Here is a 22,963-nt window from a genome sequence, read left to right as displayed (position 1 = left end):
GGAGGGGGTCGATCGTGCTCCGACAGCAGGATGTGGGACACCGGATCGTGGTTCGCCGAATCGTGGGGATTCGCGAAGGTCGGCCGCTCTTCTCGGACGCCCTCGGCGAGCTGGTCGAGCTGAGCGAAACCCATCTCACACTCGCCACCGCGCAGGGCCGCCTCCAGGTCCCCGTGGCCGAGGTGCACCGGGCCAAGCGGGTGCCGCCGGCCCGCCGCCCCACCGCATCGGCCGTGCTCGAGCTGGAACTGGCCGCCGACGAGGCGTGGCCCGCCGCCGTACGGGGACGGCTCGGCGACTGGCGGCTGCGCGCCGCCGACGGCTGGACCGGCCGGGCCAACTCGGCGCTGCCCGTGGGCGACCCGGACCGGCCCCTGCCCGCCGCGCTCGACGCGGTGGAGCGCTGGTACGCCGACCTCGGCCAACCGCCGATGGTCAACACCCCGCTGCCGCTCGCCGCCCCGGTCGGCGCGGAGCTGGACGCCCGGGGCTGGATCGGCAGGCCGCCCGTGCTGGTGCAGACCGTGCCGCTGGCGGGGCTGCCGCCGGCCGCGCCGGAGCGCGCCGGAGCGCCGCCGGTCGAGCTGGCCGCCGAGCCGTCGGACGACTGGCTCACCGTCGCCGCCGGCCGCAAGGGCGGCCTGCCGGACGCCGCCCGGCACGTGCTCACCGCCGTGGACCAGGTCCGCTTCGCCCACGTGTACGCCGACGGCACGCTGCTCGCCATCGGCCGGGGCACGGTCACCGGGCAGGGCCGCTGGCTCGGGCTCAGCCTGATCGAGGTGCTGCCCGAGGCGAGGCGTCAGGGCCTGGCCGGCCGGATCATCCGCGCGCTCGCCGACTGGGGCGCCGCGACCGGCGCCTCGCGCGCCTTCCTCCAGGTCGAGCAGCGCAACACCCCGGCGGTGACCCTCTACCGCGCCCTGGGCTTCACCACCCACCACACCTACCTGACCCGCACCCCACCCCCCTGACCGCCGTCCGCCCCTCCCCCGCGCCGTTCGCCGCCAGGTTGATCATGAAGTTGTTGCCATCGGAAAGCGCTTACAGCGGCAACAACTTCATGATCGACGAGGCCAGGGGTGGGCCGAGGTGGGTGGTGGGCCGGTGAGGGTGGGGGTCGGGTGGGTCAGCGGCGGACTACTCGGCGGGGCTTGGTGGCCCTGAGTTCGGCGTAGCGCTTCAGGGACTGCGAGCGGTGGTCCAGGCCCAGCGCCGTGAGGAGCAGGTAGCCGAGCAGCACGCCCACGCCGGCCGCCGCGAGGTAGAGCCAGATCTGGGCGAAGAAGGTGCCCGCGCCCCCGCCGAACGGGTCGTCGCCGACCAGCAGCGGCCCGACCAGCACCGTCAGCAGCAGCGCGATCCCGACCGCGGCGGCCAGGTCCGCGCCCCAGGCCGAGACGGGGCGACGCCTGCCCCAGACGAAGGCGACCGCCGCCAGGACCAGCCCGATCACCACGAACATCCCCAGCGACACCCGGTCGGCGGCGGCCGTGTCGTCGCCGTCGAAGCCGAACCGGGTGACCAGCCGGGCGACCACGTTGACCGCGAACAGCGCGACCGCGAGAACCCCGATCGCGCGCCACCGCTCACTCATCGCACGCCTCCCGCCGTACCGCCCGCCCCAGCGGCGGGCCTCCTGGCAGGAATGTCTACCACCGGAACCTGTGCGCCGTCAGTCCCCCGACCGGACCGGTGGCGGTGCCAGGATCTGCCGGAAACCCATCACCGCGAAGGTCATCGCGCCGGCCACGATCATCGCCAGGCCGACCCAGTTGTCGCCGGTGACGAGCAGGTCCCCCTCCGCGGTGCGGACCGCCGCCACCGACATCAGGACGAACCAGGGCGTCGCGGGCAGCACCACGGCCCACCGGCGACCGACGGCCTCGTGCGCGAACCAGCTCAGCGCGATGTTCGCGGCGATCGCGACGAGCACCGAGACGCCGATCAGGTGCCCGCCGACCCGGACCGTGGCCAGCAGCAGCTCCAGCACCGCCGTGAGCGTCCCAGCGAGGACGGCGACCAGACCGCCGGCCACCCGCAGGGCGAGGTCGATCAGCCGCCGGGACGGCCCGGACGGCGGCGGAGCGGTCTCCTGCGGGGCGGTCGACATCGACGCGACGGGCAGGGTCACCGGCTACCGGCCGCCGAGACCGGGGACCGGTCCGGACCGTCGGCGACGTCCAGCCCGGCGAAGAGGTCGTCCTCCCAGCCGTACGGGCCGCTGCCCGGTCCCCGCCCACCCACCGCGAGGGTGTAGTACTCCACGCCCATGAACTCGCTGCCGAAGTTGCCGGCGATCGAGTAGAGCCAGGAGGCGTCGGGGATCTGGGTGGCGTGCGCGCGCATCGCCGCCTCCTTGGCGGCGTGCTGGTCGGTGGCGTCGATCCGGGCGGCGATCTGCGCGTCGGGGGTGCCGAAGGGCAGCTCCGAGATGTCCTGGATGCCGGCGAAGGGGTTGTCCGCCGACTCGGCGAAGTGGGTCAGGCCGGCCTCCAGCACGCTGAGCGGCATCGCCGTCCAGTAGACCTTCGCCGGTGCGAAGCCCTCCGCGTCGGCCAGCTCGTACGCGCGCATCGCCACCCGGTGCGCCTGGATGTGGTCCGGGTGCCCGTAGAAGCCGTTGTCGTCGTACGTGACCATGACCTGCGGGCGTACCTCCCGCATGATCTCCACCAGGTGCCCGGCGGCCTCGTCGAGGTCGGCCTGCCAGAAGGCGCGGGGGTGCTCGTTGGTGGCGAGGCCCATCATGCCGGAGTCGCGGTAACGGCCGGCGCCGCCGAGGAAGCGGTGGTCGGTGACGCCGAGCGCGGCGCAGGCGGCGTTCAGCTCGGCGATCCGCCAGCCGCCGAGCTGGTCGGCCTCGGCCGCGGCGAGCTGGGCGAGCGCCGGCACGTGGATCTCGCCCTCCTCGCCGAGGGTGCAGGTCACCAGGGTGACGTGAGCGCCGGCGGCGGCGTAGTGCGCCATCGTCGAGCCGGTGCCGATGGACTCGTCGTCGGGGTGCGCGTGGACCAGCAGGAGGCGGCGGTCAGGCAGCGTCGTCACGCCGGTCACTCTATCCGGCGGTTCTCCTCCGCCGGCCCCGACGCGTCCGCGCAGGTCGGCCACATCACCCCCGGTCCCCGCTCTACGATCTGGACTGTGGACTTTCCGGAGCTGGCCGCCCGCACCCGCCGGTTCAGCCGCGGAGCGCCGCGGGCGGTCACCGTGGCCGACGACGGCTCCCGGGTGGTCTTCCTGCGCTCGGCCGGCCCGGAGGACCCGGCCGACGCGCTCTGGCAGCTCGACGTGGCGACCGGCGAGGAGCGGCTCGTCGCCGACCCGGCGGCGCTGCTCGGGGCCGACGCGGACGCCGACGCGCTGAGCCCGGGCGAGCGCGCCCTGCGCGAGCGGCTGCGGCTGAGCGCCTCCGGCATCGGCTCCTACACGCTGGACGGCGCCGGCCGGGTGGCGGTCTTCGCGCTGGCCGGGCGGCTGTTCCGGGCCGACCTGGTGCACGGCGACGTGGTCGAGGTGACCACCGTCGGCCCGGTGCTCGACCCCCGGCCCGATCCCACGGGGCAGCGCCTGGCGTACGTCACCGACGCCGCCGAGGGGGTCCGGCGGGGGCAGCTGCGGGTGGTCGAGCACGACGGCACGGACACCCTGCTGGCCGGCGAGGACTCCGGGGTGACCTGGGGGCTGGCCGAGCACATCGCGGCCGAGGAGTTCCACCGCTACCGCGGCTACTGGTGGGCGCCGGACGGTCGGGCGGTGCTGGCCGCCCGGGTGGACGAGTCCCGCGTGGAGCGCTGGCACCTGCACGACCCGGCCGACCCGGCGAGCCCGCCGACCACCGTCGCGTACCCCCGGGCGGGCACCGCGAACGCCGAGGTCAGCCTGCACCTGCTGGATCTCGACGACGGCTGGGTCGACGTGCACTGGGACCGGGAGACCTACCCGTACCTGACGGCCGTGCACTGGGCCGACGGGGGCCCGCTGATCACCGTGCTGCGCCGGTCCCAGCAGCACGGCCTGGTGCTCGCCGTCGACCCGCGCACCGGCGAGACCCAGGTGCACGCCGAGCTGGCCGACCCGCGCTGGGTGGAGCCGATCCCGGGCACGCCGGCGCACCTGCCGGACGGCCGGGTGCTCGTCGGCGGCGAGCTCGCCCACGACGGGTACGACGCCCGCTGCCTCTTCGCCGACGGCACCCTGCTCACCCCGCCCTCGCTCTACGTGCGGCGGGTGGTGGGACGGTTGCCCGGCGGCAGCGGCCCGGCCGACCTGCTGGTGGAGGCGAGCGACGGCGAGCCGAGCGAACGGCACCTGTTCCGGGTGCGCACCACCATCGGCGGCGGCGTGGACGCCCGCCGGATCACCACCGACCCGGGCTGGCACACCGCGGCCGTGGGCGGGGACGTGCTGGTGGTGGGGTGCGCCTCGCTCGACCACGCGGGCGTCCGGTGGACGGTGCGGCGGGGCGAGCAGGAGGTGGCCGTGCTCCGCTCGCTCGCCGCCACCCCGCCGTACGCGCCGCTGCCGCTGCTGGAGCGGGTCACCGACCGGCGGCTGCCGACGGCCGTGCTCTACCCGGACAACTACGTCACCGGCCGGCGGCTGCCGGTGCTGCTGGACGTCTACGGCGGGCCGGGGCACCAGGAGGTGCTCGCGGCCCGCGCGGCGTGGCTGGAGCGGCAGTGGTGGGCCGACGCCGGCTTCGCGGTCGTCACCATCGACAACCGGGGTACGCCGGGGGTGGCCCCCTCCTTCGAGAAGGCGATCCACCGGCGGATGGCCGACGTCGTCCTGCTCGACCAGGTGGACGCGCTCACCGCCTTGGCCGGCAAGCACCCCGACCTCGACCTGGAGCGGGTGGCGGTGCGCGGCTGGTCGTTCGGCGGCTGGCTCGCCGGGCTGGCGGTGCTGCGGCACCCGGAGCTGTTCCGGTGCGGCATCGTGGGGGCGCCGGTCACCGACTGGACGCTGTACGACACGGCCTACACGGAGCGCTACCTGGGCCTGCCGGACGACGGCACGGACATCTACGCGCACCACTCGCTGGTGGAGCTGGCCGGCGAGCCCGTGCCGGCCGGGGAGGCGGCCCGGCCGCTGCTGCTGGTGCACGGCCTGGTCGACGACAACGTGGTGGCCGCGCACACGCTGCGGCTGTCGGCGGCGCTGCTGGCGACCGGCCGGCCGCACTCCGTGCTCCCGCTGACCGGGGCCACCCACATGGCCGCCGGTGGCATCGCCGAACGCCTGCTCAGGCTGGAACTCGACTTCGTCCGCCGGCACCTCTAGCCGCGCCCCGGGGGGACCGTCCCCACCGCGGGCCGGTGGGAGAAGTTCCTGGAGTTGGCGCAGGCGTGGACGGCCAGCTCGGGCCGGGAGCGCACCGGCATGGGCTCCCGCTGGGCGGTGGCGCCGCCGAGCAGTCGCGGGCAGCCCACCGACACGGCGACCCCCGGCCGACGTCGTTGTCGACCGGGGGTCGGTCCGTGCGGTGTCACCGCGCGGGTGTCACCGCCTCACGGATGTGTCACTGCTTGACGTACGCGTCCACGAAGCTCGGCCAGCCGAAGATGCTGCCGATGAAGATGCCGCCGGCCTTCTCGCCGTGCGCGATGGAGACCACCTCGACGTAGAGCGGCACCGCCGGCGCCGTCTCCTTCATCAGCCGCTCGTCGATCTTGCTCCACTCGTCGGCCTGCTTGGCCGGGTCGAGCGCGAGGATCCGGTCGAACTCCGCGTTGAGCGCCTCGTTGTTGAGCTGCGAGGTGTTGCTGTTGCCCTCGGCCTTGATGCCACGGCCGTCGAAGAGCACCGGCAGGATCGACGCGCCGCTGGGCCAGTCCGCCGCCCACGAGTCGACCCAGAGGTCGTACGGGTTGTCCTTCTTCTTCACCGTGTCGAGGTAGCCGTCCTCGGGGATCGTCTTGATCGTGACGGTGAAGCCGGCCTTCTCCAACGCGTTCTTGATCTGGGTGGCCCGCTCCTGGGAGCTGGTCACGTCGGAGGTGAGCAGCACCAGGTTCTGCGTCTTACCGGCGAGCAGCTCCTTGGCCTTCTCCGGGTTGCCGCTCTCGCCGGCCGGGTACGCGTCGAACTGCTTGAAGCCGAGCGTGGTCGGCGGCAGCAGCGTGGTCATCGGCACGGCGCCGTAGGGGCCGCCGAGGTTCTTGGTGATGCTGGTGCGGTCGATGGCGTGGTTGATCGCCTGCCGCACCGACAGGTCGGTGACCCGGGCGGTGTTGATGCTCAGGCGGTACGCGTTCGGCGTGGCCGCGACGATCATCCGCTCCTTGAGCTTGGGGTCGCCGGTGACCTTGGCGAGCAGCTCCGACGGGACACCGCCGGTGGCGACCGCCGCGGCGTCGTTGCCGGTGCCGGCGAGCACCCGGTTGGTCTGGGCGGCCTGGTCCGCGCCCAGCGACCAGACGAACTTGTCCGGGTACTGGTGGCGCACGGCGTCGGTCGCCGGGTCCCAGTGCTCGTTGCGCTCGAGCACGATCTCGACGCCCGGGGTGTGCTTGGTGAACTTGTACGGGCCCGAGGAGAACGGCTGGTTGTCCAGGTTGACGCCGGTGTCCTTGTCGGCCGGCAGCGGCGCGGTGGCCGGCAGCGAGACGGCGAACGGCAGGTCACAGCGGGGCTTGTTGAACTCGAAGCGCAGCGTCTTCTCGTCGGGCGTGGTCAGCCCGGGCGGCAGCGAGGTCTTGTTGGCCTTGAAGTCCCACTTGGTGTCGTACTGCGGGCTGTCGACCAGCCACTCCTGGAGGTAGGTCGGGCCACCGGTGAGGTCCGGGTCGAAGGACCGGGCGATGCCGTACGCGATCTCCTTGCTGGTGATCGGCCGGCCGTCCTCGAACTTCACCCCCTGCTTGATCTTGAACTCCCAGACCTTGCAGTCGTTGTTGACGTTGGTGCCGGGGGTCTCGGCCAGGTCGCCGACCAGGGTGACGTTGCCCTTGCCGTCGTCCTTGAACGTGGTGAGGAAGCGGGCGTAGAGCTGGCTTCCCATCAGGCCGGCGAACGAGTAGATCCGCTGGGGGTCCATGTGGGAGATCTTGTTCTCCCGCAGGATGTAGAACGTGCCGCCCTTGGCCGCGCCGGGCACCTCCGGCGCCGGGCCGAGAGAGTCCTTGGGGTCGGTCGCGATGGCACCGGTGCGCGGCTTGGTGGTGTCCACCCCGCCGGTGTCGTCACCGGTGTTCTCGCTGCACGCACCGAGGGAAACCATCAGTGCGATCGCACCGCCCAGGGCGGTGACGCGTCTTGCTCGCATACTCACTCCTCCGGATCGCCGATGAAGGAAAGCTTCGCCTAGCCTTCAATGACGGTAAATTTCGAGCAGATAACGGGGCTACAACGATCGGCACCCGGCACGCCCCGGGTCAGCCGAGGCGCACCCGGGGGTCGATGAACGCGTAGAGCAGGTCGACGACCATGTTGGCGACGACCACGAACAGCGCGGCGATCAGCACCGTCCCCATGATGGTCGGCAGGTCCCCCTGGCTGACCGCCTCCACCGCCGTACGCCCCAGCCCCTGGATGCCGAAGGTGGTCTCGGTGATCACCGTGCCGCCGAGCGCCGTGCCCACGTCGAGACCGGCGATGGTGACGATCGGCGTGATCGCCGCCCGCAGCGCGTGCTTGCCGTACACCTGCCGCTTCGGCATGCCCTTGGCCCGGGCCGTACGCACGTAGTCCTCGGAGAGCGTCTCCAACATCTGGGCCCGGGACAACCGGGCGTAGATCGCGGAGAAGAGCAGCGCCAGGGTGACCCAGGCCAGCACCAGCCCCCGCGCCCACTCCACGGGATTCTCGAACAGCGACGTGTAGCGCGGGGTGGGCAGGATCCGCAGGGTGTAGACGAAGATCAGCAACAGGACCGCGCCGACGAAGTAGAGCTGGAGCGAGGCGAAGGTCAGGGTGAGGCCGATCGAGATCCGGTCCAGCAGCGAGCCGCGCCGCAGGGCCGAGACCATGCCGAGCCCGACCCCGATGGCGAGCCACAGCACCGCCGCGGGCAGGACGATGCTCAACGTCACCGGCAGCACCCGGGCGAAGGTGTCGGTGACCGCCTCGCTGTTGACGTACGAGTAGCCGAGGCAGGGCGCCGCGCACTCGCCGCCCTGCGCGCTGCCCAGGTCGCGGCCGACGAAGATGCCCTTCATGTAGTCGGCGTACTGCTGCACCTTCGGCTCGTTGAGCCCCAGCTCCGTCCGCACCCGCTCCAGACGCTCGGCGTTGCAGTTCTTCGGGCACATGCCGGTCACCGGGTCGGCGGGCAGCGCGAAGAACAGCAGGAAGCTGACCACACTCACCGCGAACAGCACCGAGATCGCCAGCAGCACCCGCTTCACCAGGAAGCGCACCATGCGCAGTACCCCTTACCGTGACGACTTCGGGTCGAGCGCGTCACGCAACGCGTCGCCGAAGAGGTTGAACGCCAGCACGAGCGCGAAGATCGTGATGCCGGGGAAGAAGACGTAGGCCGGGTCGGTCTGCAGGTAGTCGATGCTCCGGTAGATCATCCGGCCGAAGCTGGGCACCGACTCGGGCAGCCCGACGCCGAGGAAGGACAGCGCCGCCTCGCTGGTCACGTACGACGGCACCAGCAGCGAGAACGACACCAGGATCGGGGCCCAGATGTTCGGCAGCAGCTGCCGGAAGAGCATGTGCCCCAGCCCCGCGCCGCTGGCCTTGGCCGCCTCCACGAACTCGCGTTCGCGCAGCGACACCACCTGACCGCGTACCAGCCGCGCCGTGCTGGTCCAGCCGAACGCGGTGAAGACCACGATCAGCGTGGTGACCGCGAACCAGGTCGGCACCTCGTCGCGCGGACCGTAGAAGCGCAGCGAGAACGTCGGCACCACGGCCAGCGCGAAGATCAGGAACGGCATCGCCAGCGCCACGTCGGTGACCCAGCTGATCACCGCGTCCACCACCCCGCCGAGGTAGCCGGCGAGGATCCCGAGGACCACGCCGATCGTGGTGGTGATCAGGGCCGCGCCGAGCGCGATCAGCAGGGAGGTGCGGATGCCGTAGATCATCCGCATGAAGATGTCCCGGCCCAGGCCGGGCTCCAGACCGAACCAGTGGTCGCCGCTGATCCCGCCGACGTATCCCAGCGGCATCCCGGTGCTGTCCAGCAGCTCGCCGAACTGCTCGTTGGGCGTCACCCCGTAGAGCCGCTGGACCAGGGGCGCGCCCACCGCCAGCAGCACGAAGAAGACCAGCACCACGCCGCTCACCAGGGCCGTACGGTCGTTGCGCAGCCGGCTGCGGACGAGCTGACCCGGCGAGCGGCCGACCAGCGTCTTCTGCTCGCCGGCGTCGCCGCCGGATTCGATCTCGGCCAGCGCCGTGCCCTTGACCGGGGACAAGCTCACTTCGCCACCTCCTCGGCGGTCGTGCCGGCCCCGGCCGTCCCGGGGTCCACCGGCCGCGCGTCGTCACCGGCCGGTCCCGTGGTGACGCCGACCGGCCTCGTCTCGGGGAAGTGGCAGGCGGTGGACTGGTCGCCGCCGTCGCGCGGCACCAGCGCCGGTTCCTCGGTGGCGCACCGCTCCTGCGCCTTCCAGCACCGGGTGCGGAAGCGGCAACCCGACGGCGGGTCCAGCGGCGTCGGGACGTCCCCGGAGAGCCGGATCCGGCCCGCCGCGCCGAGCTGGGTGACGTCGGGGATGGCCGAGAGCAGGGCCCGGGTGTACGGATGCTGCGGCCGTTCGTAGATGTCGTCCCGGTCGCCGATCTCGACGACCTTGCCGAGGTACATGACGGCGACCCGCTGGCAGAAGTGCCGCACCACGGCCAGGTCGTGGGCGATGAAGACGAACGCCAGACCGAGATCGCGTTGCAGGTCGCGCAGCAGGTTGACCACCTGCGCCTGGATCGACACGTCCAGGGCGGAGACCGGCTCGTCGGCGACGATCAGCTTGGGTTGCAGGGCGAGCGCGCGGGCGATGCCGATGCGCTGCCGCTGGCCGCCGGAGAACTCGTGCGGGTAGCGGTTGTAGTGCTCGGGGTTCAGCCCGACCAGCTCCAGCAGCTCCTGGACCCGCTTCTTCACCCCGCCCGGTGGGGTGATCCCGTTGACCTGCAACGGCATCGCCACGATCCGGCCCACCGTGTGCCGGGGGTTCAGCGACGCGTACGGGTCCTGGAAGATGATCTGGAGGTCCTGCCGCAGCGCCCGCAGCTCGCGGCGGCCCGCGTGGGTGATGTCCCGCCCGGCGAACTCGATGCTGCCCGCCGAGGGCTCCAGCAGACGCACCAGCATCCGCCCGGTGGTCGTCTTGCCGCAGCCCGACTCGCCCACCAGGCCGAGCGTCTCGCCCGGGCGCACGTCGAAGTCCAGCCCGTCCACGGCCCGGACCAGCCCGGAGCGCCGCAGCCCGTTGCGCACCGGGAAGTGCTTGGCCAGCCCGCGCACCCGCAGCAGCGGCTCAGCGGTCTCGGCCGGTCGCACCGGCGCCGTGTCGGCCTGGGCACTCATCGGGCCACCCCCACGTGTGCGATGTCCTCCGCGTACAGCCGGGTCCGGTCGTCGGCGGAGAGGTGGCAGGCCACCAGGTGGCTGGGCGCGCCCGCCGGGCGCAGCTCCGGGACCTCGGTGCGGGACCGGTCGCCGTTGCGGTCGGCGTAGCGGCAGCGCGGGTGGAAGGCGCAGCCGGACGGCAGGTTGATCAGGCTCGGCGGGTTGCCCTTGATCGGCACCAGGTCCGCGTCCGCGTCGCCGTGCAGCGACGGCACGCTGGAGAGCAGACCCCAGGTGTACGGGTGCTGCGGCCGGCGGAGCACCTGCTCGACGCTGCCGTGCTCGACGGCCCGCCCGCCGTACATGACCAGCACCTCGTCCGCGACCTGGCTGACCACGCCCAGGTCGTGGGTGATCAGGATGATCGCGGAGTTGAACTCGGCCTGGAGGTCGGCCAGCAGGTCGAGGATCTGCGCCTGCACCGTCACGTCCAGGGCGGTGGTCGGCTCGTCGGCGATCAGCAGGTCCGGATCGTTGACCAGCGCCATGGCGATCATCGCCCGCTGCCGCATGCCGCCGGAGAACTCGTGCGGGTACTGGTCGAAGCGGCGGGCCGGCTGCGGGATGCCGACCCGGCCCAGCATGTCCACCGCGCGCTGGCGGGCCTCGCGCTTGCCGGCCTTCGGGTGGTGCACCCGGTACGCCTCGGCGATCTGCCGGCCCACCGTGAAGTACGGGTGCAGCGCGGACAGCGGATCCTGGAAGATCATCGCCATGTCCCGGCCGCGCAGCCGGCGTACCTCCTCGTCCGGCAGGCCGACGAGCTGGCGGCCGCCGACGGAGATCTCCCCGGTGATGCTGGTCCGCTTGGCGCTGTGCAGCCCGAGGACGGCCAGCGAGGTGACGCTCTTGCCCGAGCCGGACTCACCGACGATGCCGAGGGTGCGTCCCCGGGCCACCTCGAACGACACCCCGTCGACGGCGCGCACCACGCCGTCCTCGGTGTCGAACCGGACCCGCAGGTCGCTCACCCGCAGGTAGGGGTCCTGGCCGGAGCGCTGCTCCGGCACGTTGGGGCGGTCCGGTTTCCCGGACGGCGCCGACTCCGGCCTGTCCACGACCGCCTCCCTCAGCGACGAAGAGAACTTACAGGAAAGCACTGAGGGTGAAAATAAGCTACATAACCGGAGCTGTCAGCGGGCCACAGCGTAACGACTCTGCAACGGGCGTGAACAGTCCTCACCTCGGCATTCACCGGCGTTGACCTCCCGCCCCCCGGACAGCGGGTGCGACGATGGGCGCGGCAGTCCCGCAAGGATGTCCCCCGGCACGAGGTGGAGGTGACGATGACCGCGGCGGTGTTCGACCACGACGGCCCGTGGAGTGAAGAGGAGTACCTCGCCCTCGGCGAGACGCAGCAGCGCGTCGAACTCTTCGACGGGAGCCTTCACGTGACCCCAGCCCCCACGCCCCGCCACCAGAACATCTCCGGTGAGCTGCGGGCCGCCTTGCGAGGACCGACGCGGGAAGCCGGCCTCCGCGTCCTGGAAGCGGTAAACGTCCGGCTCCGGCCGGGGCGCATCCCCATCCCGGACCTCGTCGTCACGGCCCCGATCGACCTCGACGACCCCTGGATCGAGGCGGCCGACGTGAGGCTGGTCTGCGAGATCATCTCGCCGGGCAACGCGGCCACCGACAAGGTGCTCAAGATGCACTACCACGCGGCGGCCGGCATCGAGTGGTATCTCCTGGTGGAGCAGGAGACGCTGAGCGTGCACGTCTACCAGCGGCAGGGCGCCCACTACGTCGAGCGGTCCGTGACCAAGGCCGGCGAGACGCTGGAGCTGACCGAGCCGGTCCGGGCCACGATCCGGCCGGCGGAGCTGCTCGCCTGACGGGCCACCGCCGCGGGACGCTTTTCGGGTGAGCCGCTCCGGTACGCCGGACAGGCGCCGGGTGAGGTTCTTAACATCCGGACATCGATCACCGTGCGGGGCTTTCCACCGGCCTGGACACACGGGACACTGCCTTGCGCGGACGGCTCGCGAAGATCGGCGTAACGTGTGTCACTTAGCTGCGCCGTATCGCCGGCGCGGTCGTTGGTGTGCGCATGACGTGGCAAGCGGGAGCGGGTCTGCCGGTCCGCGTTGCCGACCGGAACTTGATCCGCCCGTGAGGGTCCTGTCAGGGAGACGACTCTAATGACATCAACGGCAACGAGGCCGCGGGGAGCGCGGGCGCGCGCCGCCATCGCGGCGAAGACGTTGCGAACCGACCGCTGGTGGCTCGCCCCGCTGATCACCGTGATCGGGCTCAGCGCGTGGGTGGCGTACGCGACGGTCCGGGTCTTCATGCACGACTTCTACTGGGTCGAGGACTACCACTACCTGACCCCGTTCTACTCGCCCTGCGTGACCGAGCGGTGCGTGGAGGGCGCCTCCCACTTCGGACGGTTCCTGCCCGGCTGGTGGATCATCCCGGACGCGGCGCTGACGCTGCCGTTCCTGCTGCTGTTCCGGCTCACCTGCTACTACTACCGCAAGGCCTACTACCGGTCGTTCTGGCTGTCGCCGCCCGCCTGCGCGGTCCCCGACGGGCACAAGTCCTACAGCGGCGAGACCCGGTTCCCGCTGCTGGGCCAGAACCTGCACCGCTACTTCTTCTACGCCGCCGCGATCATCTCGCTGATCAACACCTGGGACGCGATCCTGGCCTTCCACTCCCCCAAGGGCTTCGGGTTCGGGCTGGGCAACATCATCCTGCTCCTGAACGTGGTCATGCTGTGGGCGTACACGATCTCCTGCCACTCGTGCCGGCACATCATCGGCGGGCGGCTCAAGCACTTCTCCAAGCACCCGGTGCGCTACCGGGCCTGGACCTTCGTCTCGGCCCTGAACGTCCGGCACATGCAGCTCGCCTGGATCACGCTCGGCACGCTGGCCCTGACGGACTTCTACGTCATGGCGGTCGCGGCCGACTGGATCAACGACCTGCGGTTCATCAACTAGAGGGCCCCTGAGATGACCAACACAACGCGAATCGAACGACACCACTACGACGTCGTCGTGATCGGGGCCGGTGGCGCCGGTCTGCGCGCGGCGATCGAGGCCCGCCTCGCCGGCAAGAAGACCGCGATCATCTCCAAGTCGCTCTTCGGCAAGGCACACACGGTGATGGCCGAGGGCGGCGCCGCCGCCGCGATGGGGAATGTGAACAGCCGGGACAACTGGCAGGTGCACTTCCGCGACACGATGCGCGGCGGCAAGTTCCTCAACAACTTCCGGATGGCCGAGCTGCACGCGAAGGAGTCGCCGCAGCGGATCTGGGAGCTGGAGACGTACGGTGCGCTCTTCGACCGCACCAAGGACGGGAAGATCTCGCAGCGCAACTTCGGTGGCCACGAGTACCCCCGCCTGGCGCACGTCGGCGACCGGACCGGCCTGGAGCTGATCCGCACCCTCCAGCAGAAGATCGTGTCGCTCCAGCAGGAGGACAAGCGCGACCACGGCTCGTACGACGCCCGGATCAAGGTCTTCTCCGAGACCACGATCACCGAGCTGCTGCTCGACGGCGACCGGGTCGCCGGCGCGTTCGGCTACTACCGGGAGTCCGGCGAGTTCGTCCTCTTCGAGGCGCCCGCGGTGGTGCTGGCGACCGGCGGCGTCGGCCGCTCCTACAAGGTCACCTCGAACTCCTGGGAGTACACGGGTGACGGGCACGCGCTCGCGCTGCGGGCCGGCGCGACGCTGATCAACATGGAGTTCCTCCAGTTCCACCCGACCGGCATGGTCTGGCCGCCCTCGGTGAAGGGCATCCTGGTCACCGAGTCGGTGCGCGGCGACGGCGGCGTGCTGAAGAACTCCGACGGCAAGCGGTTCATGTTCGACTACGTCCCCGACGTCTTCCGCAAGCAGTACGCGGAGACCGAGGAGGAGGCGGACCGCTGGTACACCGACCCGGACAACAACCGGCGCCCGCCGGAGCTGCTGCCGCGTGACGAGGTGGCCCGGGCGATCAACAGCGAGGTCAAGGCCGGGCGGGGCACGCCGGCCGGCGGCGTCTACCTGGACATCGCCTCCCGCAAGCCGGCGGAGGAGATCCGCCGCCGCCTGCCGTCGATGTACCACCAGTTCAAGGAGCTGGCCGACGTCGACATCACGAAGGAGCCGATGGAGGTCGGGCCGACCTGTCACTACGTGATGGGCGGCGTCGAGGTCGACCCGGACAGCGGGGCCGCGTTCGGCCACGTGCGGGGGCTCTTCGCCGCGGGCGAGGTGTCCGGCGGCATGCACGGCTCCAACCGGCTCGGCGGAAACTCCCTGTCCGACCTGCTGGTGTTCGGCAAGCGCGCGGGCGGCCACGCCGCCACGTACGCCGACAGCCTCCCCGCGCGCCCGAAGGTGGGCGTCGCCGCCGTGGAGGCCGCAGTGGAGACGGCCCTGGCACCGTTGCAGCGGGACACCGGCGAGAGCCCGTACGTCCTCCAGCAGGACCTTCAGGCGGTGATGGGCGACCTGGTCGGCATCATCCGGCGCGAAGGCGAGCTGGTCGACGCGCTGGGCAGGCTGGCGGAGCTGCGGGAGCGGGTGGCGAAGGTCAGCGCGAGCGGCGGCCGGCGCTACAACCCGGGCTGGCACCTGGCGCTCGACCTGCGCAACATGCTGGTGGTCTCGGAGTGCACCGCGAAGGCGGCGCTGGAGCGGCGGGAGTCGCGCGGCGGGCACACCCGGGAGGACCACCCGGCCATGGATCCGACGTGGCGTCGGGTCAACCTGGTCTGCTCCCTCGACGGCGACACGGTGCGCCTGGAGCGCAAGCCGCTGCCGAGGATGCGCCCGGAGCTGATCGGCCTCTTCGACCGCGCGGAGCTGGCCAAGTACCTCACGGACGAGGAACTCGCCGAGTTCGACGCCCAGGTCGCCGACGTCGAGACCGAGAAGGAGCGCTGACGCATGGGTAACCAGAACCCCCAGGGGCCCGGGAAGCCGGGCGCGAAGCGCCAGTTCCGCATCTGGCGCGGCGATGAGAACGGCGGCGACCTCCAGGACTACATGGTGGAGGTCAACGAGGGCGAGGTCGTCCTCGACGTCATCCACCGGCTCCAGGCGACCGACGCCCCCGATCTGGCCTGCCGCTGGAACTGCAAGGCCGGCAAGTGCGGCTCCTGCTCGATGGAGATCAACGGCAAGCCGCGGCTGAGCTGCATGACCCGGATGTCCACCTTCACGGAGGACGAGACGGTCACGGTCACCCCGCTGCGCACCTTCCCGGTGATCCGGGACCTGGTCACCGACGTCTCGTTCAACTACGAGAAGGCGCGGGAGACGCCGGCGTTCGCGCCGCCGGCCGACCTGGCGCCCGGCGAGTACCGGATGCAGCAGGTCGACGTGGAGCGCTCGCAGGAGTTCCGCAAGTGCATCGAGTGCTTCCTGTGCCAGAACGTCTGCCACGTGATCCGGGACCACGAGGAGAACAAGCAGGCGTTCTCGGGGCCGCGCTACTTCATCCGGGCGGCCGAGCTGGACATGCACCCGCTGGACGCGAAGAGCGACCGCAAGGAGTACACGCAGGCCGAGCAGGGCCTCGGATTCTGCAACATCACCAAGTGCTGCACCGAGGTCTGCCCCGAGCACATCAAGATCACCGACAACGGGATCATCCCCATGAAGGAACGGGTCGTCGACCGCAGGTACGATCCCCTCGTGTGGCTTGGTAGCAAGATCTTCCGGAGGGGTCAGGTGCCTCAGACCATCGTGACCAGCGAACACGCCAGCGGCGCGGTGCGCGGCAGCGCGGCCCACGGGGGCGTGCACTCGCACGCGGGCGGCTCCCACGACCCGCGGGCCGAGGTGCAGGCGCAGCGCGGCGTCAACTGGGACCGCGAGGTGCCGAGGCCGACCGCGCCCGCCGTCGACGACCACGGCAGGCTGCCGCTGACGGAGCTCACGTTCGACCGGGCGGCGGCGCCGTCGCCGTTCGGCGACGACGTGACCTTCCCGTTGCCGCCGGAGCACCTGAACTTCGCCCACCCGGAGCAGGACAAGCACTGACGTGCGCTGACGACGACGGGGGCCGCGGCTGATGCCGCCGGCCCCCGTCCTCTTTCGGCTCGGATGTCCGCTTCCGCTCAGGCGGCCAGGATGGGCCGGAGGGCCGCGACGATGGGTGCGTCGGCCGGGAGCCAGGTGACGCTGTCCAACTCGTCGGCGGAGAGCCAGCGCAGCGCCGAGTGTTCGAGGGCCTGCGGCTGGTCGTCGTGCAGCAGGCGGGCCGCGTACACCTTGAGCACCGAGCGGCCGTGGGCCATCCGGACGTTGCGGCCCACCCGGTCGCCGATCTCCACGCGTACGGCCAGCTCCTCGGCGCACTCGCGGGCGAGCGCGGCGGTCTCGCTCTCGCCCGGCTCCACCTTGCCGCCGGGGAACTCCCACATGCCCGCCACCTCGGGCGGGGCGGAGCGGGCGCAGGCGAGCACCCGGCCGTCCCTGATGATCGCCGCTCCGACGATCACCCTGAGGTCCCGTCGCTCGGCCTGCCCGCCGCCATTCGCCCGTTCGGTCCGCACGGGCGTCCAGCGTGCCAGATCAATCGGCGGTTTGGGTAGCGTGGCCGACCGTCAGGGCAGGAGAACCCGGAAGTGTGGGCGTGGACACACCCAGCATGCGAGGACAGACTAGAAGGCACCGACAAGACACGGGACGGCGACGATTTGGCCACAAGCCGGCAACGGCGCCTGGGAGGTGCGGTGATGCGCGCGCTGTTCAGCAGTCGATCCAAGCACGACTACCTCGACGACGCTCTCACCCTGCTCCCCGGCTGGATCCGCGAGGGTGAGCAGATCCGGCGCACCCTCGTCATCGACGACTCGCAGCACGCCGCCCTCACCGAGCGGGTGAAGGTGGTCGCCGACGCGCTGCACCTGCGTCCGGAGATCAGCCGCCGGGCCGACCAGACCCGGATCCGGGTGGGGCACGGCAACGCGCCGCTGACCGAGGGGGAGGTCCTGCTGGCCGCCCGTATCGAGGACGCCTACCGCGCCGTCACCCAGCCCTGACCCCGTTCCGCCCGGATCCCCGGCCCGGGCCGTCGGCCGCTCAGGCGGCGTCCTGGGGGTACCAGCGCAGCTCGACGGAGTTGCCGTCCGGATCCCGCACGTAGAGCGAGGTGGCGCTGCCCCGCGCGCCGAACCGGCCCACCGGTCCCTCGATCACCGCGAAGGCACCCGACGCGACGACCTCCGCCCAGTCCAGCGGCTCCACCACCAGACAGAAGTGGTCGACGTTGGATTCGCCCCGCTCCCGGCGCACGAGGTCGATGATGGTCCCCGCGTCGACCCGTACCGAGGGGAACGGGACCGCGCCGGCCCGCCACTGGTCGACCCGCACCGGGGCCAGGCCGAGCAGCCCGCAGTAGAAGTCCAGCGCGCGCTCCACGTCGGTCACGTTGAGCACCAGGTGGTCGAAGCCCGTGACCCGCACCGCGCTCACCTGACCTCCAGAGCGTGGGCCTGGCGCAGCCAGTCGGTGAACAGGGCGGGATCGACCTCGGCGAGGGTGCGCAGCTTGACGGAGGCCATCTGCCGGGCGCCGGCGACCAGCCGCCCGAGGGGTCGGTGACCTCGCCGCCGCGCCACAGCCCGAAGGTGACGTACGTGCCGTACGCCTTCACGAGGCAGACGGGGCGCCGGCCCGGCCGGTCGCCGAGGCCCCAGACCGGGTGTCCGTGCCACATCGCCCCGGTCGCGCCCGGCAGGGCCGACTCGATGACGGGGCGCAGCTTCACGCCGATCTCCCGCAGCGGGGCGTCGAGATCGGTCAGGTAGTCGGTGACTGTCGTCGTTTCCATGCCCCTCACGATCCGCCGGCCGACGACGTCGACCAAGACGCGATCGCACTACCATCGTTGAGCTGGATTCAACGATGGGGCGGGACGTGCTGGAACGACACGAGCTGGAGACCTTCCTGATCCTCGCCGAGGAGTTGCACTTCGGCCGGACGGCGGAGCGCCTGCGGGTGACCACCGGGCGGATCAGCCAGGTGGTCAAGAAGTTGGAACGCCGCGTCGGCGCCCCGCTCTTCACCCGCACCAGCCGGGTCGTCCAGCTCACCCCGATCGGGCAGCAGCTCGCCGAGGACCTGGCGCCGCTGGTCGCCGGCATCGACGACGCCGTACGCCGGGCCGTCGACGCGGGGCGGGGCGTGACCGGACGGCTGCGGGTCGCCTTCCTCGGCGAGTGGACCGCCCCGACGCTGCTCAAGGCCGTCGCCCTGTTCTCGCAGCGCCACCCCGACTGCCAGGTCGAGGTGCGGGAGGCGCAGCTCTTCAACTCCCGGCAGAGCCTGCTCGACGGTTCCGTCGACGTCCTGATGGCCGCGTATCCCTTCGACGGGATGGCCTGCGGGCCGGCGCTGCTTCAGGAGCGGCGGTTGCTCGCGGTGACCGCCGGGCATCCGTTGACCCGGGAGGCGTCGGTCTCCCTGGAGACGCTCGGCGACCACCCGGTGGTGCAGTACCCGGCCGTGACCTCGGCGGAGTTCAAGCGCGACCGCACCCCCGAGCAGACCCCGTCGGGGCGGCCGGTGCCGAAGGGGCCGGCGGGCAACACGTTCTCGGAGATGCTGACGCTGGTCGCGATGGGGCGGGGGGTGCTGCCGGTGGGCGAGCACACGCGCCGCTACTACCCGCGCCCCGACGTGGCGTACGTGCCGATCCGTGACGCGCCACCGATCCGGCGGGGCCTGGTCTGGCGGGAGAGCAACGGCACGGCCCGGGTCCACGAGTTCGTGCGGGCCGCGACCGACGCGAACACGACCTGAAGACTCCCGCCCGGACTGGCATGATCGACGTTGATGAGGCACGGGGAGTTCCGCCATCCACGGCTGGTCGAGATCTACGACGCCGAGTGCCCCTGGTCGCGTGACGACGACTGGTTCCTCGCCGTCGTCGGCGAGACGCCCGGCGTACGGGTCCTCGACCTGGGCTGCGGCACCGGGCGGCTCACCCTCGCCCTGGCCGCGGCCGGCCACACCGTCACCGGCGTCGACCCGGCCGGCGCGTCGCTGGACGCCGCCCGCGCCAAGCCGGGCGCCGAGCGGGTGGCCTGGGTCGAGGGCACCTCGGCCGTACTGCCGGACCGGTCGTCCGACGTGGCGGTGCTGACCAGCCACGTCGCGCAGTTCCTCGTCACCGACGACGAGTGGACGCGTACGCTCGCCGACCTCGCCCGGGCGCTGGTGCCCGGCGGCCGGCTGGCGTTCGACTCGCGCGACCCGGCGGACCGGCGGTGGGAACGCTGGAACCCGGTCGACTCGCGGCGACGGATCACGCTGCCCGGCGGTGAGGTGGTCCGGGCGTGGACGGAGGTCCACTCGGTGGTCGGCGGGCGGGTCGACTTCACCCACCACTACCTCTTCTGCAACGGTGAGGAGTTGCTCAGCTCGGCCACCCTGCGTTTCCGCACCGAGGAGGAGCTGCGCGGCTCGCTGCGGTCGGCCGGGTTCGCCGTGGACCGGATCCTCGGCGGCTGGGGCGGGGAGCCGGTGGGCCGGGGTGACGGCGAGTTCCTCGTCCTCGCCCACCGGCAGTGATCTTCGGTGGCGCGCGCGACCTACCGTGGGGGCATGGCGAACGCGACGTACGACCGCAAGGAGCAGTTCCAGCAGATCCAGAGCGGCCTGCTCCACGGAGAACAGATCATCGCCGTCTACGACGCCGTCGGCACCGGCACCGGCTTCATCGGCCTGACCGACCGGCGCGTCATCATCCAGGACCGCTCCTTCGTCGGCAAGCGGTACGCCATCACCAGCATCCCGTACTCGAAGATCACCAGCGTCAGCGTGGTCAGCAACAAGTCGTGGGGCGGCTCGTTCTTCTCCACCGGGGCCATCGCGATCCACGTCGGCACGCACACCTACGAGGTGGAGTTCCGGGGCGCCGACAAGAGCCACCACGTGCACAACGTGATCCTGCACCACATCAGCTGAGCTGGTCGGCGCGCTCCAGCAGGGCGCGGCGCTCCGCCCCGAGGTGGGCGTCGGCGGCCCGCCGGAACAGCGCGGCGGCCCGCTCGCGGTCGCCCTGCCGGGCGGTCAGCTCCGCCTCGGCGGCGACGGCGAGCGGGTAGCCGTCCAGTGCCCCGCCGGCCCGGGCGGCGGCCAGCAGCGCCAGCCCCGCCGCCGGCCCGTACGCGTAACCGTGGGCGACGGCGCGGTTCAGCTCGACCACCGGCGACGGCTGCCACCCGGCGAGCCGGTCGTACGCCTCGGCGATCGCGACCCAGTCGGTGGCCTCGGCGGACGCGGCGGTGGCGTGGCAGGCGGCGATCCGGGCCTGGAGGGCGTACGGGCCGTCCGCCGGGACCCGCGCGAGGATGCCGACGCCCTCGGCGATCGCCGCGTGGTCCCAGCGGGCGCGGTCCTGCCGGTCGAGGGTGAGCAGGTTGCCGTCGCGGTCGCGTCGGGCGTCGCGCCGGGAGTGCTGGAGGAGGAAGAGGGCCAGCAGGGCGGCCACCTCGGGCTGGCCCGGCATCAGCCGGTCGAGCAGCCGGGCCAGGCGGATCGCCTCGTCGGCGAAGGCGGGCTCGCCGTCGGCGTCGTAGCCCCGGGTGAAGAGCAGGTACAGCACGGCGAGGACGCCGGGGAGCCGCTCCGCGAGCATCGGGCCGGTCGGCACCCGGTACGGGATGCCGGCGGCGGCGATCTTCGCCTTGGCCCGGGTGAGCCGCCGGGTCATGGTCGACTCGGTCACCAGGAAGGCCCGCGCGATGTCGGCGGTCGACACCCCGCAGACCGTACGCAGCGTCAGGGCGACCCGCGCCTCCAGCGCCAGGGCCGGGTGGCAGCAGGTGAAGACGAGCCGCAGCCGGTCGTCCACGATCTCCCCCTCCCCCGCCGTTCCCGGCTCGGGCTCCGCTGCGGTCAGCGTGAGGACGGCCAGCTCACGCAGCTTGCGCCGCTCGACCGAGGAGCGCCGGAGCACGTCGATCGCGCGGTTGCGGGCCACCGTCATCAGCCAGCCGCCCGGGTTGGCGGGCACGCCCTCCGCCGGCCACCGGGCCAGCGCGAGCGCCGACGCCTCCTGGGCGCAGTCCTCGGCCAGGGTCCAGTCGCCGGTGACCCGGATCAGCGTCGCGACGATCCGGGCGTACGACCCGGTGCTCGCGGTGGCGACGGCGTCGGCCACCGCGAGCCGGTCGGTGGGGCCGTCAGCCACCCAGGCTGACGATCGGGCGCAGTTCGAGCCGGCCCTCGCGGGCCATCGGGTGGGCGCGCGCCACCTCGATCGCCTCGTCCAGGTCGGCGCACTCCAGCAGGTCGAAGCCCACGATGACCTCCTTGGTCTCGGCGAACGGACCGTCGGAGACCAGCAACTCCCCGTTGCGGACGCGGACCGTGGTGGCCGCCGTCGTCTCCGCGAGCGCGTCCCCTGTCAGCCGCCGGCCCCGGGCGTCGTTCTCCGCCACCCACGCCTCGATGTCCGGCCAGTCGGCCCGGTCGGTGTCCGGCTCGCTGTCGGTGCAGACGAACATCAGGTATTTCATGTCGCTCCTCGATGTCGGGTACTCACCAGGGTGACGAACGGGCGACCCGGTTCCGGACGACGGGCGACCGGCGATCTCAGAATCTCGCGGGGCGGCGGGTGCACGGACCGTCGTGGCCGGCCCGCAGCAGGCAGCGCCGGCCCTCCGGCAGCAGCGTGTCACAGAAGACCCGGTGCCGCAGGTGCTGCGCGTCCTCGGCGGAGACCGTGGTCTCGCCGGGGTCGGTCTGCGCGAGCACGCTCGCCCACCGCGCCACGACCCGAGCCAGGCGTACGGCGGAGAGCAGGTCCCTCGTGACGACCGGCAGGTGGATGACGAAACGCTCCCGGGCGGCTCTCATCAGTGTTGACCTCCGGCGAGTAGGACGGGATGTCGGCGGGACGACCGCAGGTGGCGGAGGTTTTCCGCCCGAGCACTCAGCGTCACTGGAACTATACGGACAGGGGCTCAGGGGCACAACCACACCTGCCGACGGGGGAACAAGGCTGATGCGCCATGACGATCGATCCGCGCTCGCACACCCCGGTCTATGTGCAGCTCGCCGACCTGCTCCGGCAGCGCATCGAGTCGGGCGAGTTCGGTCCCGGGACGACCTTGCCGAGTGAGACGCGGCTGACGCAGGAGTATGGGATCGGCCGCGAAGCCGTGCGCATGGCGACCTCGTTGCTCCGGTCCGAGGGACTGGTCAGCACGGTGCGGGGCCACGGCACCCACGTGCGGGAGACGCCGGTGCGCCGGTCGGTCGAAGTGCCTCCCGGCGCAACGGTGGTCGCGCGGATGCCCACGGGCGAGGAGCGGCGGAGCATGCAGCTCGACGAGGGCGTGCCGGTGCTGGAGGTCCGCCACCCGGAGGGCACCACGGAGGTGCTGGCCGGCGACCAGGTCAAACTGACCCGCCCCACCGCCTGACCCGCCCCGCCGCCTGACCCGCCCCGCCGGCTGCCGGGGCCGACGCC

At 72.0% G+C, this 22,963-nt stretch carries 25 protein-coding genes; 11 read left to right on the top strand and 14 right to left on the bottom strand.

Annotation, left to right across the window (positions count from 1 at the left end; all coding sequences use genetic code 11):
• Positions 1–14: 14 nt before the first annotated feature.
• A complete protein-coding gene (locus EV374_RS02045; RefSeq protein ID WP_132231048.1) occupies positions 15–974 on the top strand; it encodes a GNAT family N-acetyltransferase in 960 nt (319 codons plus the stop codon).
• A 155-nt stretch (positions 975–1,129) separates the two neighbouring features.
• On the opposite strand, the gene EV374_RS02040 is transcribed toward EV374_RS02045, so the two are convergent.
• From EV374_RS02040 to mshB, 3 genes are all read right to left on the bottom strand, one after another.
• On the bottom strand, positions 1,130–1,597 hold the full coding sequence (locus EV374_RS02040) for a hypothetical protein (RefSeq protein ID WP_132231047.1): 468 nt from the start codon (positions 1,595–1,597) through the stop codon (positions 1,130–1,132).
• A 78-nt stretch (positions 1,598–1,675) separates the two neighbouring features.
• Positions 1,676–2,113: a hypothetical protein gene (locus EV374_RS02035; RefSeq protein WP_132231352.1), complete on the bottom strand. Its 438-nt coding sequence runs from the start codon at positions 2,111–2,113 to the stop codon at positions 1,676–1,678.
• 17 nt (positions 2,114–2,130) lie between these two features.
• The gene (mshB, locus tag EV374_RS02030; protein ID WP_132231046.1) at positions 2,131–3,057 is read right to left on the bottom strand and encodes an N-acetyl-1-D-myo-inositol-2-amino-2-deoxy-alpha-D-glucopyranoside deacetylase; all 927 of its coding nucleotides are present in this window, start codon (positions 3,055–3,057) and stop codon (positions 2,131–2,133) included.
• Between the two features lie 87 nt (positions 3,058–3,144).
• Here mshB and EV374_RS02025 point away from each other — a divergent pair, with 87 nt between their 5' ends.
• A complete protein-coding gene (locus tag EV374_RS02025) occupies positions 3,145–5,286 on the top strand; it encodes a prolyl oligopeptidase family serine peptidase (protein WP_132231045.1) in 2,142 nt (713 codons plus the stop codon).
• 238 nt (positions 5,287–5,524) lie between these two features.
• Here EV374_RS02025 and EV374_RS02020 read toward each other — a convergent pair whose 3' ends face one another.
• The 5 genes from EV374_RS02020 to EV374_RS02000 all read right to left on the bottom strand — a co-directional run bounded on the left by EV374_RS02020 (position 5,525) and on the right by EV374_RS02000 (position 11,538).
• Positions 5,525–7,270, bottom strand: a complete 1,746-nt coding sequence (locus tag EV374_RS02020) for an ABC transporter substrate-binding protein (RefSeq protein WP_132231044.1) — start codon at positions 7,268–7,270, stop codon at positions 5,525–5,527.
• A gap of 109 nt (positions 7,271–7,379) precedes the next feature.
• On the bottom strand, positions 7,380–8,366 hold the full coding sequence (locus EV374_RS02015) for an ABC transporter permease (RefSeq protein WP_132231043.1): 987 nt from the start codon (positions 8,364–8,366) through the stop codon (positions 7,380–7,382).
• Between the two features lie 12 nt (positions 8,367–8,378).
• Positions 8,379–9,380 carry an ABC transporter permease gene (locus EV374_RS02010; protein WP_132231042.1) on the bottom strand — a complete coding sequence of 334 codons (1,002 nt, stop codon included), beginning with the start codon at positions 9,378–9,380 and terminating at the stop codon, positions 8,379–8,381.
• Positions 9,377–10,486, bottom strand: a complete 1,110-nt coding sequence (locus EV374_RS02005; RefSeq protein WP_486485527.1) for an ABC transporter ATP-binding protein — start codon at positions 10,484–10,486, stop codon at positions 9,377–9,379. Before EV374_RS02005 ends, EV374_RS02010 begins: the two co-directional genes overlap by 4 nt.
• Positions 10,483–11,538 (bottom strand): ABC transporter ATP-binding protein, encoded by a 1,056-nt coding sequence (locus EV374_RS02000; protein ID WP_486485544.1) that lies wholly within the window; start codon positions 11,536–11,538, stop codon positions 10,483–10,485. The genes EV374_RS02005 and EV374_RS02000 overlap by 4 nt, the downstream gene beginning before the upstream one ends.
• Positions 11,539–11,814: 276 nt before the next feature.
• On the opposite strand from EV374_RS02000, the gene EV374_RS01995 reads away from it, so the two are divergent.
• From EV374_RS01995 to EV374_RS01980, 4 genes are all read left to right on the top strand, one after another.
• Positions 11,815–12,363, top strand: a complete 549-nt coding sequence (locus EV374_RS01995) for a Uma2 family endonuclease (RefSeq protein WP_132231040.1) — start codon at positions 11,815–11,817, stop codon at positions 12,361–12,363.
• Positions 12,364–12,669: 306 nt separating this feature from the next.
• Positions 12,670–13,476 (top strand): hypothetical protein, encoded by an 807-nt coding sequence (locus EV374_RS01990; protein WP_132231039.1) that lies wholly within the window; start codon positions 12,670–12,672, stop codon positions 13,474–13,476.
• Between the two features lie 12 nt (positions 13,477–13,488).
• Positions 13,489–15,417 carry a fumarate reductase/succinate dehydrogenase flavoprotein subunit gene (locus EV374_RS01985; RefSeq protein WP_132231038.1) on the top strand — a complete coding sequence of 643 codons (1,929 nt, stop codon included), beginning with the start codon at positions 13,489–13,491 and terminating at the stop codon, positions 15,415–15,417.
• Positions 15,418–15,420: 3 nt separating this feature from the next.
• Positions 15,421–16,518, top strand: coding sequence for a succinate dehydrogenase/fumarate reductase iron-sulfur subunit (locus EV374_RS01980; protein WP_132231037.1), 1,098 nt, complete (start codon positions 15,421–15,423; stop codon positions 16,516–16,518).
• 77 nt (positions 16,519–16,595) lie between these two features.
• On the opposite strand, the gene EV374_RS01975 is transcribed toward EV374_RS01980, so the two are convergent.
• Positions 16,596–17,033 carry a (deoxy)nucleoside triphosphate pyrophosphohydrolase gene (locus EV374_RS01975; protein WP_132231036.1) on the bottom strand — a complete coding sequence of 146 codons (438 nt, stop codon included), beginning with the start codon at positions 17,031–17,033 and terminating at the stop codon, positions 16,596–16,598.
• 183 nt (positions 17,034–17,216) lie between these two features.
• On the opposite strand from EV374_RS01975, the gene EV374_RS01970 reads away from it, so the two are divergent.
• A complete protein-coding gene (locus tag EV374_RS01970; protein ID WP_132231035.1) occupies positions 17,217–17,522 on the top strand; it encodes a 4a-hydroxytetrahydrobiopterin dehydratase in 306 nt (101 codons plus the stop codon).
• 40 nt (positions 17,523–17,562) lie between these two features.
• Here EV374_RS01970 and EV374_RS01965 read toward each other — a convergent pair whose 3' ends face one another.
• On the bottom strand, positions 17,563–17,955 hold the full coding sequence (locus EV374_RS01965) for a VOC family protein (protein ID WP_207913806.1): 393 nt from the start codon (positions 17,953–17,955) through the stop codon (positions 17,563–17,565).
• The gene (locus EV374_RS33185; protein WP_486485526.1) at positions 17,952–18,101 is read right to left on the bottom strand and encodes a hypothetical protein; all 150 of its coding nucleotides are present in this window, start codon (positions 18,099–18,101) and stop codon (positions 17,952–17,954) included. Before EV374_RS33185 ends, EV374_RS01965 begins: the two co-directional genes overlap by 4 nt.
• A gap of 298 nt (positions 18,102–18,399) precedes the next feature.
• On the opposite strand from EV374_RS33185, the gene EV374_RS01955 reads away from it, so the two are divergent.
• Genes EV374_RS01955 through EV374_RS01945 form a run of 3 tightly spaced genes read left to right on the top strand, consistent with a single transcriptional unit; the run spans position 18,400 to position 20,451 of the window.
• Positions 18,400–19,284, top strand: coding sequence for a LysR family transcriptional regulator (locus tag EV374_RS01955; RefSeq protein WP_132231034.1), 885 nt, complete (start codon positions 18,400–18,402; stop codon positions 19,282–19,284).
• A 33-nt stretch (positions 19,285–19,317) separates the two neighbouring features.
• Positions 19,318–20,055: a class I SAM-dependent methyltransferase gene (locus tag EV374_RS01950; RefSeq protein WP_132231033.1), complete on the top strand. Its 738-nt coding sequence runs from the start codon at positions 19,318–19,320 to the stop codon at positions 20,053–20,055.
• 33 nt (positions 20,056–20,088) lie between these two features.
• Positions 20,089–20,451, top strand: coding sequence for a PH domain-containing protein (locus EV374_RS01945; RefSeq protein ID WP_088998502.1), 363 nt, complete (start codon positions 20,089–20,091; stop codon positions 20,449–20,451).
• Here EV374_RS01945 and EV374_RS01940 read toward each other — a convergent pair.
• The 3 genes from EV374_RS01940 to EV374_RS01930 all read right to left on the bottom strand — a co-directional run bounded on the left by EV374_RS01940 (position 20,444) and on the right by EV374_RS01930 (position 22,347).
• Positions 20,444–21,679 (bottom strand): DUF6596 domain-containing protein, encoded by a 1,236-nt coding sequence (locus EV374_RS01940; RefSeq protein ID WP_132231032.1) that lies wholly within the window; start codon positions 21,677–21,679, stop codon positions 20,444–20,446. The genes EV374_RS01945 and EV374_RS01940 overlap by 8 nt on opposite strands.
• Positions 21,672–22,007 carry a YciI family protein gene (locus EV374_RS01935; protein WP_132231031.1) on the bottom strand — a complete coding sequence of 112 codons (336 nt, stop codon included), beginning with the start codon at positions 22,005–22,007 and terminating at the stop codon, positions 21,672–21,674. Before EV374_RS01935 ends, EV374_RS01940 begins: the two co-directional genes overlap by 8 nt.
• A gap of 76 nt (positions 22,008–22,083) precedes the next feature.
• Positions 22,084–22,347: a hypothetical protein gene (locus EV374_RS01930; RefSeq protein WP_132231030.1), complete on the bottom strand. Its 264-nt coding sequence runs from the start codon at positions 22,345–22,347 to the stop codon at positions 22,084–22,086.
• Between the two features lie 155 nt (positions 22,348–22,502).
• On the opposite strand from EV374_RS01930, the gene EV374_RS01925 reads away from it, so the two are divergent.
• On the top strand, positions 22,503–22,916 hold the full coding sequence (locus tag EV374_RS01925) for a GntR family transcriptional regulator (protein ID WP_132231029.1): 414 nt from the start codon (positions 22,503–22,505) through the stop codon (positions 22,914–22,916).
• The last annotated feature ends 47 nt before the right edge of the window (positions 22,917–22,963 follow it).

This window comes from Micromonospora sp. CNZ303, assembly GCF_004345505.1.
This window is presented reverse-complemented; position numbering and strand designations above follow the sequence as displayed.

What these genes read in the sequence shown, in the direction of transcription:
- EV374_RS02040 (WP_132231047.1), bottom strand. Translation starts at nt 1,597, where the DNA reads ATGAGTGAGCGGTGGCGCGCGATCGGGGTTCTCGCGGTCGCGCTGTTC.
- EV374_RS02035 (WP_132231352.1), bottom strand. Translation starts at nt 2,113, where the DNA reads ATGTCGACCGCCCCGCAGGAGACCGCTCCGCCGCCGTCCGGGCCGTCC.
- EV374_RS02020 (WP_132231044.1), bottom strand. Translation starts at nt 7,270, where the DNA reads ATGCGAGCAAGACGCGTCACCGCCCTGGGCGGTGCGATCGCACTGATG.
- EV374_RS02015 (WP_132231043.1), bottom strand. Translation starts at nt 8,366, where the DNA reads ATGGTGCGCTTCCTGGTGAAGCGGGTGCTGCTGGCGATCTCGGTGCTG.
- EV374_RS02005 (WP_486485527.1), bottom strand. Translation starts at nt 10,486, where the DNA reads ATGAGTGCCCAGGCCGACACGGCGCCGGTGCGACCGGCCGAGACCGCT.
- EV374_RS01995 (WP_132231040.1), top strand. Translation starts at nt 11,815, where the DNA reads ATGACCGCGGCGGTGTTCGACCACGACGGCCCGTGGAGTGAAGAGGAG.
- EV374_RS01990 (WP_132231039.1), top strand. Translation starts at nt 12,670, where the DNA reads ATGACATCAACGGCAACGAGGCCGCGGGGAGCGCGGGCGCGCGCCGCC.
- EV374_RS01985 (WP_132231038.1), top strand. Translation starts at nt 13,489, where the DNA reads ATGACCAACACAACGCGAATCGAACGACACCACTACGACGTCGTCGTG.
- EV374_RS01980 (WP_132231037.1), top strand. Translation starts at nt 15,421, where the DNA reads ATGGGTAACCAGAACCCCCAGGGGCCCGGGAAGCCGGGCGCGAAGCGC.
- EV374_RS01970 (WP_132231035.1), top strand. Translation starts at nt 17,217, where the DNA reads ATGCGCGCGCTGTTCAGCAGTCGATCCAAGCACGACTACCTCGACGAC.
- EV374_RS01950 (WP_132231033.1), top strand. Translation starts at nt 19,318, where the DNA reads ATGAGGCACGGGGAGTTCCGCCATCCACGGCTGGTCGAGATCTACGAC.
- EV374_RS01945 (WP_088998502.1), top strand. Translation starts at nt 20,089, where the DNA reads ATGGCGAACGCGACGTACGACCGCAAGGAGCAGTTCCAGCAGATCCAG.
- EV374_RS01935 (WP_132231031.1), bottom strand. Translation starts at nt 22,007, where the DNA reads ATGAAATACCTGATGTTCGTCTGCACCGACAGCGAGCCGGACACCGAC.
- EV374_RS01930 (WP_132231030.1), bottom strand. Translation starts at nt 22,347, where the DNA reads ATGAGAGCCGCCCGGGAGCGTTTCGTCATCCACCTGCCGGTCGTCACG.
- EV374_RS01925 (WP_132231029.1), top strand. Translation starts at nt 22,503, where the DNA reads ATGACGATCGATCCGCGCTCGCACACCCCGGTCTATGTGCAGCTCGCC.